Below are 12,732 nucleotides of genomic sequence, written 5' to 3' on the forward strand. Positions count from 1 at the left end.
CATGAAGATCGCCATCATCGGCAGCGGCATTTCCGGCCTCACCTGTGCCCACCTGCTTTCCCGCCAGCATCAGGTGACCGTATTCGAGTCGGCCAGCTGGATCGGAGGCCACACCCATACCGTGGACTTCCATCTACATGGTCGCGACTACGCCGTGGATACCGGTTTCATCGTCTTCAACGACTGGACCTATCCGAACTTCATCAAGCTGCTTGGGCAGCTCGGGGTGCGCTACAAGCCGACCGAGATGAGCTTCTCGGTCAGCGATCCGTTCAGCGACCTGGAATACAATGGGCACGATCTCAATACCCTGTTCGCCCAGCGCAGCAACCTGTTCTCGCCGCCGTTCTGGGGGATGATCCGCGACATCCTCCGATTCAACCGCGAAGCGCTAGACGACTACCAGAATGGCCGCATCGGCCCGCATGTCACGCTGGGCAACTACCTCAAGCTCGGTCGCTACAGCCAGCGTTTCATCGATCACTACATCGTGCCCATGGGCGCGGCGATCTGGTCGATGTCGCTGGCCGATATGCTCGAGTTTCCGGTCGAGTTCTTCATCCGCTTTTTCAAGAACCACGGGCTGCTGTCGGTCAGCGATCGCCCGCAGTGGTACGTCATCGAGGGCGGCTCCAGCGCCTATGTTTCGCCGCTGACCAAGGGCTTCAGCGAACACATCCGCCTCAACTGCCCGGTGTTCGAGGTGCTGCGCGACGCCCACGGCGTGACCCTGCACAGCCCGGCAGGCGCCGAGCGTTTCGACAAGGTGGTGTTCGCCTGCCACAGCGACCAGGCGCTACGCATGCTCGCCGAGCCTAGCCGGGCCGAGCGGGACATCCTCGGCGCACTCGGTTACGCCAGCAATGACGTGGTCCTGCACACCGACACCCGTCTGCTGCCCAAGCGGCGCCGTGCGTGGGCCAGCTGGAACTACCGGCTGGGCGGCCCGAGCGAACAGCTGGCGGCCGTGACCTACAACATGAACATCCTGCAGGGTATCGACTCGCCGGAAACCTTCTGCGTCAGCCTCAACCAGACCGACGCCATCGACCCGGAACAGATCCTCGCCCGCTTCACCTATGACCATCCGCAGTACAGCCTGGCCGGCATCGCCGCCCATGCCCGCGCCGACGAACTGCTCGGCGCGCACCATAGCTACTTCTGCGGCGCCTACTGGGGTAATGGGTTCCATGAAGACGGCGTGGTCAGCGCATTGCGCGTCGCCGGCGCGTTCGGAGAGTCGCTGTGAGCGCCGCCATCGAGCACAGCGCGCTGTATCGCGGCTGGGTGCAGCATCGGCGCTTCTCGCCGCGCGCCCACGCCTTCAGCTATCGCATGGGCCTGCTGTACCTCGATCTGGCCGAACAGGACGCCGTCTTCGGACTCTCGCCACTGAGCGGCCGCGCGCGCTTCGCGCCGTTCTCCTTCCGTGAACGCGACTACCTGCCGGAATACACCCGCCAGGGCATCGCTCTGGCCGATGCGGTCCGCCAGCGCGTTTCCGAGGCCCTCGGCCGTCCGGTCACTGGCGCCGTGCGTCTGCTGACCCAGCCGCGCAGCTGGGGGCTGTGTTTCAACCCGGTCAGCTTCTTCTATTGCTTCGATGAGCAGGAGCAGCTGGCAGCGGTGCTCTGCGAGGTCAGCAACACCCCGTGGCGCGAGCGCTATCACTACGTGCTGCCGGCCGCCGGCAATCGCAACCTGCGCTGCACAGTGGCCAAGACCTTCCATGTGTCGCCGTTCCTGCCGGGCAAACTGGAATACCGGATGCGTTTCAACCTACCGGGCCGGCGCATCGGCGTGCACATGGAGGACTGGCAAGGCGAGCGCAAGCTGTTCGATGCCACCCTCGGCCTGGAGCGTGAGGCACTGTCGCGCGGTGCGATACACCGCTACCTGCTCGGTTTCCCCTGGATGACCGCCAAGACGCTGCTCGCCATCTACTGGCAAGCCTTGCGTCTGCTGCTCAAGCGCACCCCGATCTTCGCCCACCAGCCCGCCAAGGCCCCCTACGGACTAGCCGTCACCCACACATCCGGAGCCCGCCATGAAGAGCACTAGCCTGACTGTCAAAGCCCGTCCACTGGCCGGCGTGGGGCTGGCCAGCGGTCTGTTGCGCCGCACTGTACTGCGTCAGCTGGAAAAGCTGCGCCACGGCCAGCTGACCTTGCGCGTCGGCGACGAGAGCCAGCTGTTCGGCGACCTGGCCAGCCCGCTGCAGGCTGAAATCCATATCGTCGACGGTGCCGCCTGGGGCCTGATCGCTGCCCGAGGCTCAATCGGCGCTGGTGAGGCCTACATCCATGGCTATTGGCACAGCCCGGACCTTACCGCGGTGATCCGCCTGTTCGTCGCCAACCTGGATGTGCTGGACAACATCGAGCGCGGCAGCCTCGCGCTGTTCGGCCAGCCGGTGATCAAGGCGCTGCACTGGCTCAATCGCAACACCCGTGCCGGTTCGCAGCGCAACATCGCCGCCCATTACGATCTCGGCAACGAGCTGTTCGAGCAGTTCCTCGACCCGACCATGATGTACTCGGCAGCGATGTTCACCTCCACCGAGCAGACTCTGGAACAGGCCCAGCTGCACAAACTGGAACGCATCTGCGAGAAGCTCGATCTGCAGCCCGAGGACCATCTGCTGGAAATCGGCACCGGCTGGGGCAGCATGGCCCTCTATGCCGCCATCCACCGTGGTTGCCGGGTGACCACCACCACGCTATCGCGCGAACAGTTCGCCTACACCCAGCGGCGCATCGAAGAACAGGGCCTGCAGGACCGCATCACCCTGCTACTCAAGGATTACCGCGACCTCGAAGGCCAGTTCGACAAGCTGGTGTCCATCGAGATGATCGAAGCGGTCGGCCATGATTTCCTGCCGACCTACTTCCGCCAATGCGCGCGCCTGCTCAAGGACGACGGCCTGATGTTGCTGCAGGCGATCACCATCCGTGACCAGCGCTACGAGCAGGCGCGGCGCAACGTCGACTTCATCCAGCGCTACATCTTTCCCGGCGGCGCTCTGCCGTCGATGCAGCGGATGCTCAATGTGGTGTCGCAGGACACCGACATGAACCTCCTGCACATGGAGGACTTTGGCGAGCATTACGCGCGCACCCTGCGCCTGTGGTACGAGAACTTCCGCCGCGCCCGCAGCGAGCTGGAGCGCCATGGCTACGACGACTATTTCTACCGGCTCTGGGAGTTCTACCTGTGCTACTGCGAGGGCGGCTTCATCGAGCGCGCCATCGGCACCGCACAGCTGCTGCTGGCCAAACCGGGCGCCCGTCGGAAACCGCTCTACGTCGCTTCAAGCGGCTCGAGCACCAACCGATAACCGCGGCGCGTATCTTCATTCGGAGCATCCCATGAACACCGACAGCGTCACGCTGCAAGCGCATTACCTCAAGGCCGATCGCATCATGCTCGGTGTTATCTGGTTCCTGGTGGCCTACTCCTTCGCGATTGCGGCGTTCTACGGCAATTGGGCTCAGGCGCTGGTCATCGGCGGGCTCACGGCTGTGGCAGTGACGGCGCTTCATCTGCTGATCCCCGGCCAGCGCCTGCTGCGCTGCGTGATCGGCGCCGCGTTCATGGTGCTGACGGCACTGCATATCAACCAGGCGCACGGCATGCTGGAGATGCACTTCGGCATCTTTGCCCTGCTGGCGTTCCTGGTGTACTACCGCGACTGGCTGCCGATCGTGGTCGCCGCGGCAACCATCGCCGTGCATCACCTGAGCTTCTTCGCCCTACAGCAACAGGGCGGCAGCGTATTCCTGATTCCCGATGGCAGTTGGAGTGCGGTATTCCTTCACGCCTTTTACGTGGTGCTGGAGAGCGCGATCCTGATCTACCTGGCGATACGCGCCAACGCCGAGGCCCGTGAGGGCGAAGCGTTGCTCGGGGCGGCAGCGGCTATCACCGCACATCCCGAGCGCATCGACCTGAGCTATCGCAGCCAGGCCAGCGGGCCGGTCACGCAGCGATTCAATCATCTGCTGGATCAGCTGGGTGAGCTGGTCGGCGCGGTTGTGCGGGACACCGCCGGACTCGGCGGCACGGCTGCCAATCTGAGCGACGCCACACGCCAGATGCGGGACGGCGCCAGCCGTCAGCAGGACGAAACCGCTTACATGGTCGATGCAATGCAACAGATGGCCGTGGCCATCGACGACGTTGCGGGCCATGCCGATCGCGCCGCCCAGGCGGCACAAGGCGCTAGCCAGAAGGCCGGTGAGGGCCGCAACGCAGTCAGCGGCGTGCGCAGCGAGATCAACACGCTTGCCGAGCACATCGAAGGGACCGACCGCACGGTCCAGGATCTCGCCGCGCAATCGGAGCAGATCGACCGGGTACTGGAAGTCATCCGTACCATCGCCGAACAGACCAACCTGCTCGCCCTGAATGCCGCGATCGAAGCAGCACGTGCCGGCGAACAGGGCCGCGGCTTCGCCGTGGTCGCCGACGAGGTGCGCAATCTGGCGCAGAAGACTGCCGCCTCCACCACCGAAATCCAGGGCATCATCAGCCGCCTGCAGCAAGGTAGCCGCAAGGCTACCGACGCGATGCAGAACAGCCGTGACAGCGTGACTCGATGCGTCAGTAGCAGTCAGCAGACGACCGCTCTGCTGGATGCCATTGCCAGCGAGATCGAGGCGATCAGCCAGATGAACGAGATGATTGCCGCGGCGACCCACCAGCAGACCGCTGTCTCAGCCGATATGGGCCGCCATCTGCAGAGCGTTCAGCAGGTTGCCGAACGCAACGCCGATGACGCTAGCCGGCTGGACAACGAGGGTCGGCAGCTGCATGAACTCGCCGGCCGCCTGGGTAGCCTGAGCGGGCGCTTCACGCTCTAGTCGGCCGGACGGCCCGCATTCATCGGCGCCTGCGGGCGGTAGCCGAATGGGCCAGAGCCGCCGCGCTGGGCTGCTCGAAGGCCGCACATACCGCGGCGACCAGCAGCCGGGCGTGGGCCGGGATCACCAGGCCGCCCTCGTCGAGTTCGATCACGCCATCGGCGTGCAGCTGCCGCAGCGCCGGCCATTGCTGGGCATAGCGCTGCCTTGCATCTACGCCGCTGTGCAATGCCAATGCGTCGAAATCCAGCTCGAAGGTGCAGTGCAGACGCTCGAACAGCAGGCGCTGCAGCTGGTCGACACGGCTGGCGTGCAGGCCGCAGACGCTTGGTAACTGTCCCTGATCGAGCGCCTGCTGATAGGCCTGCAGCGTGCAGGCGTTCTGCGAGTACAGCCCGCCGACGCGGCTGATGGCACCGACACCCAGACCCAGGTGATCGCAATCACCGTGCAGCGTGTAGCCGACGATGTCGTGGTGCAGCGCGCCGATCTCCTGAGCCATGGCGAGGTCGTCATGGGGCAGGACGAACTTGCCCAGCCCGATATAGCGATAGCCCGCAGCGCTCAGCTGCTCGACGCCGTGCCGGTACATCGCCAGCGTGTCGCAGGGCGAAGCCAGCCCCAGCCGCCCGGCACCGCCCGAGGCCGCTGGCGCCGCGTCTCGATAATCGAACATCGTCACCTGATCGGGCGCCAGCTCAATGATCGACGCCAACTTGCGCGCGAAGCTGGCCGGGGTCTGCCAGGATCTGCCGTAGCCCAGATCGAGGTTCACCGAGCGGTAATGCAGTGCGTGAGCCGCCTCGATCACAGCGCGGATGCGCGCGGAGCTGCGGAAATATTCCACGGTGCAGCCGTCATCGGCGCGCAGATCCGGCACGCCAACGCTGAGTTGGTTGAAACCGAGTTCGTGCAGCGCACCGATCAGCGGCCAGTCGACATGCGCCAGCTCGACTTCGGCAGTGAAGCTGGCAGCACCGGGCTCGGCGAAATGAAAGCGCGACTTGAGCACGCTCACCAGGTGCCGCACGGATTCGATGCTCAACGCGCCAACGCCCAGCTGCAATTGCTCGACCCGCTGGAACGGGCCCACATGGCAGCCGAGTTGTTCGATTTCGCGCTCCAGACGCAGCATGTAGCCCGCAATATCGTCTGGCTGCGAGCAAGCGCCGCCCGCCTGCTGAACCGATACGGAAAGCGCACGCCCAGCCCTACGGCTTTCGCGAAGTGCCCGCAGCAAATCCAGCGGAGCGATCCGGTCGCTGAAATCGGACGCAGCCGGATAGGTGCAATGCAGTTGCCCGATCTGTCCGTAGCGTTGTACCAGCGCGTCGTCCCAGGTCACTGAGCCAAGCATGAGTGCCTCCCGCCTGCGAATATCGCGTCTATTGCCTTACGCGGCATCATCCGCGAGCCAGGGCAGACGACGTTGACGTCCGTCAAGTAGGTGACAGATGGCATCGACGCACGGCTGGACGGTCAGAACTCCGACGCGAAACAGGCCGACTTCCTGAAGGGAACATGCCGGCGAACGCCGCTGGCGCCCCTCTACGCTTTGGAAAAGCCAGGAGCGCGGTGGTATTCATAGGCAGCCCATCCATACCCGGAGCCGATCGTGATTCCAGATTCCCTGATTTGCGCCCTGCGCTCGGCGCGCCATGTCGTCGTGTTCACCGGAGCCGGCGTTTCCGCCGAGAGCGGTATCCCGACCTTCCGCGATGCACTGAGCGGTTTATGGGAGCGCTTCGACCCCAGCGAGCTGGCGACACCCGAAGCGTTCCGCCGCGACCCGGCGCTGGTCTGGGGTTGGTACGAATGGCGGCGCATGCAGGTCCTCAAAGCTCGGCCGAATCCTGCTCATGTGGCCATCGCCGAACTGGCGCACCATGTACCGCGGCTGACGCTGATCACGCAGAACGTCGATGACCTGCACGAGCGCGCTGGCAGTCAGGGCGTCATTCACCTGCACGGCAACCTGCACCGACCGCGCTGCTTCGCCTGCGCCCGCGAGCCGGCCGAGCCACTGCCGGTGGCTGAGGAGCCCGAAGGTGGCCGACGCCTCGAACCGCCCCGCTGCAGCCATTGCGGCGGACAGCTGCGCCCCGGGGTGGTGTGGTTCGGCGAAAGCCTGCCGGTCGACGCCCTGAACGCGGCGTTCCAGGCGGCTGGCGAATGCGATCTGCTGCTGTCGGTGGGCACCTCCGGCGTGGTCTATCCCGCCGCTGAGGTGCCGCACCGGGCGCGTGACGCCGGAGCCACCGTGGTGCACGTCAACCCACAGGGCGAGCCGACTGCCGGCAACCGCGAGTACCTGATCGCCCTGCCCGCCGGCGAGGCACTGCCCGAATTGCTCCGAGCGGCGTCTGGCGCCTGACGCCGAGACAATCTGCTCCCTGCCTCGGGGACCTGATCGCCCCAAAGCGGGGAGCGCGATTGCATCGCCGCACTGTTCTGGTTCAAGTCTGCCGCGCTCAGGTCGCAGTGACGGACGCTGATTCGCTCAGCATCCCGGCAAGCAACACCGCGTAACGCCGCGCAATCGCGCGACTTACAGCCGCAAGTCCACGCTAACGGACAAGCTGGCATACAACCTGCAATCACCCTGGCAACACCTGCCGCCTCGCGGCAGGACGTCCCAGACGGTCAGCGGCGACCGTCAAGCCAAGCGGCGCGGGACCGGGTGTAGCAGGCAACGAGGCCTGACCGACCACCCCACACACCACTAATTACCAGGCAAAGGCGCCTGGAGCTGATACCAGCTCCAGGCGCCTTTTTGCGTTTTGCCGGCCCAGTGCCGCAGCAGCTCGACTGAGGAAAGGCCATGAGTTCTACCGTCACTCCGCTCACGCTCGAAAAACTGGTCATCGTCGGCAACGGCATGGTCGGTCATCACTGCATCGAACAGCTGATCGAGCGCGGCGCCCTCACCCGCTACGAGCTGCATGTGTTCGGCGAGGAGCGCCAGCGCGCCTATGACCGCGTGCACCTGTCCGAATACTTCGGCGGCCGCGATGCCGAGTCGCTGGCCATGTGCGATGCCGACTACTACAGCAGCCACGGCGTCTACACTCATCTGGGCGTACAGGTGCTGGGCATCGACCGCGAGCGCAAGGAGGTCATTACCAGCGCCGGCCGCCAGCCCTACGACCAACTGATTCTTGCCACCGGCTCCTACCCCTTCGTGCCACCGATCACCGGTGCCGAAGGCAGTGCGCGACTGGTCTACCGCACGCTGGATGATCTCGACGCCATCCGCGCCGCCGCGACCAATGCCCGTCGCGGTGTGGTGGTCGGCGGCGGTCTGCTCGGCCTGGAAGCAGCCAACGCGCTGAAGTCGCTCGGACTGGAAGCCCATGTCGTCGAATTCGCCCCGCGCCTGATGCCGGTGCAGCTGGACGCCGAAGGCGGTGCGGCATTGAAGGCGCGCATCGAGGCCCTCGGCGTTGGCGTGCACCTGTCGCGCGCCACCCAGGAGATCGTTGCCGGCGAGGACTACACCTGGCGGATGAACTTCACCGATGGCGAATTCCTCGAAACAGACCTGATCGTGTTCTCCGCCGGCATCCGCCCGCAGGATGTCCTCGGCCGTGTCGCGGATCTGGAGATTGCCCCGCGCGGCGGCATCGTTATCGACAGCGAATGCCGCGCCTCGGACCCGGCGATCTTCGCCATCGGCGAGTGCGCCAGCTGGAACGGCAGCGTGTTCGGCCTGGTTGCACCGGGCTATAGCATGGCGCGCAGCGTCGCCGCGCAGCTGGCCGAGGAACCGCATGAGCCCTTCTACGGCGCCGACATGTCGACCAAGCTCAAGCTGCTCGGCGTGGATGTAGGCTCCATCGGCGATGCCCACGGCGCCACACCCGGCTCGCGCAGTTACCGTTTCATCGATGAGGCCAGTGCCAGCTACCGTCGACTGGTGGTATCCGCCGATGGCAAGACGGTGCTCGGCGCGGTGTTGGTCGGCGACAATAGCTACTACGACACCCTGCTGCAGTACGCACAGAACGGCATCAAGCTGCCGGCCGACCCATCCGGGCTGATACTGCCGCAGACCGAGGGCGCTCCGACCCTTGGTCCGGACGCCCTGCCGGCCAGCGCAACCATCTGTTCCTGTCACAACGTCAGCAAAGGCGCGGTGTGCTGCCAGGTCGATGCCGGCGTCACCGATCTCGGCGAACTCAAGGCGGCAACCAAGGCGGCCACCGGCTGCGGTGGCTGCAATGCCCTGCTCAAGCTGGTGTTCGATGCCGAGCTGGCGGCGCGTGGCGTGGCGGTGGACAAGAGCCTCTGCGAGCACTTCGCCTACACCCGCCAGGAGCTCTACGGCATCGTCCGCGTCGAGGGCATCCAGAGCTTCGCCGAATTGCTGGCCAAGCATGGGCGCGGGCATGTGGGCTGCGACATCTGCAAGCCGACGGTGGGTTCGATCCTCGCCTCCTGCTGGAACCAGCCGATCACCGATCCGGCGCTGATTCCGCTGCAGGACACCAACGACACCTTCATGGCCAACATGCAGAAGAACGGCACCTACTCAGTGGTGCCGCGCATCCCAGGCGGCGAGATCACCCCCGAGGGGCTGATCGCCATCGGCCAGGTCGCGAAGAAATACGACCTCTACACCAAGATCACCGGCGGCCAGCGCATCGACCTGTTCGGCGCCCAGCTGCACGAGCTGCCGTACATCTGGGGCGAACTGATCGCCGCAGGCTTCGAGACTGGCCACGCCTACGGCAAGAGTCTGCGCACAGTGAAATCCTGCGTCGGCAGCACCTGGTGTCGCTACGGCGTGCAGGACAGCGTCGGCATGGCGCTGCGCCTGGAGGACCGCTACAAGGGCCTGCGCGCGCCGCACAAGATCAAGTTCGCCGTGTCCGGTTGCACCCGCGAATGCGCCGAGGCACAGAGCAAGGACATCGGCGTGATCGCGACCGACAAGGGCTGGAACCTCTACGTCTGCGGTAACGGCGGCATGCGCCCGCGGCATGCCGAGCTGTTCGCCACCGACCTCGACGACGAAGGGCTGATCCGCACCATCGACCGCGTGCTGATGTTCTACGTGCGCACCGCAGACAAGCTGCAACGCACCTCGGTCTGGCGCGAGAGCCTGGAAGGTGGCCTGGACTATCTGAAGGCGGTGGTCCTCGACGACAGCCTGGGCCTTGCCGCCGAGCTGGAAAGCCAGATGCAGCACGTCGTCGACAGCTATGAGTGCGAATGGGCCAACGCCATCAACGACCCGGAAAAGCTCAAGCGCTTCCGCACCTTCGTCAATGATCGGCGCGGCGATCCCGATATCCACTTCGTCAAGGAACGCGGCCAGCGTCGGCCGGTGCGCGCCAGCGAACTTCACCTGATTCCCCTCACCCAGGAGGTGCTCTGATGAGCCAGTCCAACGTCGTTCGTCTCGACTCCCGTTCAACCGCACCAGCGGTCTGGCAGGCGCTGTGCAGCCGGAATGATCTGGTCGCCAACTCCGGTGTGGTGGCCTGGCACGAAGGTGCCCAGGTGGCGCTGTTCCACCTGCCCGACAACGCCGAAGGCGAACAGCTGTTCGCCATCGACAATCGCGACCCCAAGTCCGGCGCCAACGTCATCGGCCGCGGCATCGTTGCCAGCCTAAAGGGTGAACTGGTGATCGCCTCACCGCTGTACAAGCAGCATTTCCGCCTGCAGGACGGCAGCTGCATGGAATACCCCGAACAAAGCCTGCGCGTCTGGCCGGTACGCCTGATCGGCGACGAGGTGCAGATCGCCGTGGGCTGATGGCAATTCGGTTTCGGAGCAGCCGTCCTTGCGCGCGCGTTAAAAAGGCATCACCCGATTGCCCGGCGCGGCCGTCGCGCGCGCAGTGCCACAAGCCGCACTAACCGCGCCGCGCCAGGCACTCGGTGGCGCCCTGGGCCTTGCGCGTATACCAGAGCACCCGACTGACGCCGCGGGTGATCGCCACGTAGCCCAAGCGCAGGCTTTCATCGGCCATCGCCTGGTCATAGCTGTTGCGGAAGAAACCCGAGTAGGCATACAGCGCGTTGCGCAACGGATGCGGCTGCACCGGTGCGCAATCGTCGACGATAATCGCCACCTCGGCCTGTAGCCCCTTGGCACGATGGATGGTGTAGGCCTTGACCGGCAGCTTGCGGTCCAGCTGCGCCTGAATAGCCCGCAGCGGCTCGTTGCGCCGGCTGAGCAGCAGCACCGCGGTGCGTTCGCGGCTTTGCCGTTCGGCCACATGGGCGCACTGCGCGGTGATCGCCTCGATCAACTTCGGCAGGCCCTTGTTCAGCTCGAAACCGGTGACCAGCTTTACCCCGTGGTCGCCAGGCTGCGTCGGTTTGCATGGCCGGCTGGTCTTGGCCTGCTTGAACCTAACCCCGGCCAGCACCGCCTCGCCATCGCGAATCACCGGCTCGATGGAGCGGTAGTTGGTTTCCAGTAGCAACGTCTCGCTGCCCTTGGCGCCGCGCCGTGGGAAATACTTGTCGAAGTCCATGAACAGCTCCGGCGAACTGCCGCGCCAGCCGTAGATCGACTGCCAGTCGTCACCGATGGCCATCAGGCTCGGGCTGCCCTTCTGTCGCGCCAGCTGGCGGTGCAAGGCCTGCAGCCATTGGACGATCTGCGGGGAAATGTCCTGGAATTCGTCGATCAAGAGATGCTCGAACGGCGCAAGACTGGCCTGCGGCACATCCGTTGATGAGCCCAGGCGCTCGGTGAGCTGTTCGAAAGCCTCGTTGAAGGTCATCAGCCCCTGCTCACGCAACGCGGCCCGGAAGTAGCCATGGAAGCTCACCAGCGCTTCGACGAAGTCCCGTTCGCGCGCTGTGCACTGCAGACTGGCCGGTTGCAGCTGATCGATGCGAATGCCGATGCTTTCGATAAAGCCCGCCTGGGCATGGAACGCCTCGTACAGCGGCAGCGGCGTGAACTCGCCGGCCAGGGTGAAGGTGTCGCCTGGCGCTTTCGGGGCGGCACGCTGGCCCTGCTCGGTTTCAGATGGCGGCGCAGGAAGATCGAGCAGCCGGTGCACCCGCTCGCGGAATGTCGCCTGCTCGGCGTAGCACTGCTGATAGGCCTGCTTGAGCAGGCGAACTTGCGCCGGGCGCAGACGGGCGGAAGCCAGCGGGTTGTCCGGCTCGTCCGCCGCGGCGGCCTTGTCATCCAGCTGCTCAAACCACACCGGCCGGCTCAGCACTTCACGCGCCAGCTGCGCCATGGCCGAATGAAAGGTACGCACGCACTGGCGTGCCTGCTGCGCATCGAATGGCACTTGCCAGAAGCCGAGCACCCGCACCAGCTGTTCGCGCAGCTGCGCGCAGGAGGCGTTGGTAAAGGAAATGACCGTCAGGCGCCCGGGCTCGACGCCCATGTGGCAGAGCATGAACACCACCCGCAGCAGCAAGGTGGTGGATTTGCCGGAGCCGGCACCGGCGAAGATCCGCGTCACCGGGCTGCGGCTGAGGATCATCGCCCATTGCTCGTCCGACGGCGCACTGATGATGCCCGCGGCCACCGCCTGCTCGACGCGGTCGCGCATCGCCTGAACCTTGGCGTCATCCACCTTCAGTTGTGCCGCTGCGTAGATCCCCTGCGCTGCCGTCCTGCGCGGCTTGCCGGCAGCGCGAGCCGGCCCCTCCGACTTGCTCTTCGGCTTGGCCTTGGCTGCAGGTTTGCCCTTGCGCTTGGCGGCCGCAGCCTTGTTCGTCTTGCCGGGCGCACTGCCCCAGCGACGAAACAACAGCTCGTCCTCTTCGCGCAGATGGGCCGAGGTACGTGGAAAACAGCGCTGCAGCACCCCGGCGACCAGGGCCCTGTAGCGCTTGACGGCAGAAAGCATCGGAAATCACCGTGGGCATTGCATATCGTTGATATG

9 protein-coding genes are annotated in these 12,732 nt (G+C 65.3%); 7 read left to right on the forward strand and 2 right to left on the reverse strand.

The window, feature by feature from the left end:
- The first annotated feature begins 1 nt into the window (after position 1).
- Genes UIB01_RS11955 through UIB01_RS11970 form a run of 4 tightly spaced genes read left to right on the forward strand, consistent with a single transcriptional unit; the run spans position 2 to position 4,862 of the window.
- Positions 2-1,249: an NAD(P)/FAD-dependent oxidoreductase gene (locus tag UIB01_RS11955; protein ID WP_038660616.1), complete on the forward strand. Its 1,248-nt coding sequence runs from the start codon at positions 2-4 to the stop codon at positions 1,247-1,249.
- Entirely contained in the window at positions 1,246-2,061 is an 816-nt protein-coding gene (locus UIB01_RS11960) for a DUF1365 domain-containing protein (RefSeq protein WP_038660618.1), read from the forward strand. The genes UIB01_RS11955 and UIB01_RS11960 overlap by 4 nt, the downstream gene beginning before the upstream one ends.
- Positions 2,048-3,337 carry an SAM-dependent methyltransferase gene (locus tag UIB01_RS11965; RefSeq protein WP_038660620.1) on the forward strand — a complete coding sequence of 430 codons (1,290 nt, stop codon included), beginning with the start codon at positions 2,048-2,050 and terminating at the stop codon, positions 3,335-3,337. Before UIB01_RS11960 ends, UIB01_RS11965 begins: the two co-directional genes overlap by 14 nt.
- Before the next feature lie 31 nt (positions 3,338-3,368).
- The gene (locus UIB01_RS11970; protein WP_038660622.1) at positions 3,369-4,862 is read left to right on the forward strand and encodes a methyl-accepting chemotaxis protein; all 1,494 of its coding nucleotides are present in this window, start codon (positions 3,369-3,371) and stop codon (positions 4,860-4,862) included.
- Between the two features lie 19 nt (positions 4,863-4,881).
- On the opposite strand, the gene UIB01_RS11975 is transcribed toward UIB01_RS11970, so the two are convergent.
- The gene (locus UIB01_RS11975; protein ID WP_038660625.1) at positions 4,882-6,219 is read right to left on the reverse strand and encodes an oxygen-independent coproporphyrinogen III oxidase; all 1,338 of its coding nucleotides are present in this window, start codon (positions 6,217-6,219) and stop codon (positions 4,882-4,884) included.
- 258 nt (positions 6,220-6,477) lie between these two features.
- Between UIB01_RS11975 and UIB01_RS11980 the strand changes: the two genes are divergently transcribed.
- From UIB01_RS11980 to nirD, 3 genes are all read left to right on the forward strand, one after another.
- Positions 6,478-7,236, forward strand: coding sequence for an SIR2 family NAD-dependent protein deacylase (locus UIB01_RS11980; RefSeq protein ID WP_038660628.1), 759 nt, complete (start codon positions 6,478-6,480; stop codon positions 7,234-7,236).
- Positions 7,237-7,683: 447 nt separating this feature from the next.
- Positions 7,684-10,242: a nitrite reductase large subunit NirB gene (nirB, locus tag UIB01_RS11985; protein ID WP_038660631.1), complete on the forward strand. Its 2,559-nt coding sequence runs from the start codon at positions 7,684-7,686 to the stop codon at positions 10,240-10,242.
- Positions 10,242-10,625 (forward strand): nitrite reductase small subunit NirD, encoded by a 384-nt coding sequence (gene nirD, locus UIB01_RS11990; protein WP_038660634.1) that lies wholly within the window; start codon positions 10,242-10,244, stop codon positions 10,623-10,625. Before nirB ends, nirD begins: the two co-directional genes overlap by 1 nt.
- Positions 10,626-10,725: 100 nt before the next feature.
- Here nirD and UIB01_RS11995 read toward each other — a convergent pair whose 3' ends face one another.
- Positions 10,726-12,696, reverse strand: a complete 1,971-nt coding sequence (locus UIB01_RS11995) for a DEAD/DEAH box helicase (protein WP_038660637.1) — start codon at positions 12,694-12,696, stop codon at positions 10,726-10,728.
- Positions 12,697-12,732: the final 36 nt, after the last annotated feature.

The organism is Stutzerimonas decontaminans, assembly GCF_000661915.1.
Lineage (GTDB): Bacteria > Pseudomonadota > Gammaproteobacteria > Pseudomonadales > Pseudomonadaceae > Stutzerimonas > Stutzerimonas decontaminans.

Excerpts from the sequence above, each read along its gene's own strand:
- UIB01_RS11955 (WP_038660616.1), top strand. The coding sequence starts at position 2 with ATGAAGATCGCCATCATCGGCAGCGGCATTTCCGGCCTCACCTGTGCC.
- UIB01_RS11965 (WP_038660620.1), top strand. The coding sequence starts at position 2,048 with ATGAAGAGCACTAGCCTGACTGTCAAAGCCCGTCCACTGGCCGGCGTG.
- UIB01_RS11970 (WP_038660622.1), top strand. The coding sequence starts at position 3,369 with ATGAACACCGACAGCGTCACGCTGCAAGCGCATTACCTCAAGGCCGAT.
- UIB01_RS11975 (WP_038660625.1), bottom strand. The coding sequence starts at position 6,219 with ATGCTTGGCTCAGTGACCTGGGACGACGCGCTGGTACAACGCTACGGA.
- nirB (WP_038660631.1), top strand. The coding sequence starts at position 7,684 with ATGAGTTCTACCGTCACTCCGCTCACGCTCGAAAAACTGGTCATCGTC.
- nirD (WP_038660634.1), top strand. The coding sequence starts at position 10,242 with ATGAGCCAGTCCAACGTCGTTCGTCTCGACTCCCGTTCAACCGCACCA.
- UIB01_RS11995 (WP_038660637.1), bottom strand. The coding sequence starts at position 12,696 with ATGCTTTCTGCCGTCAAGCGCTACAGGGCCCTGGTCGCCGGGGTGCTG.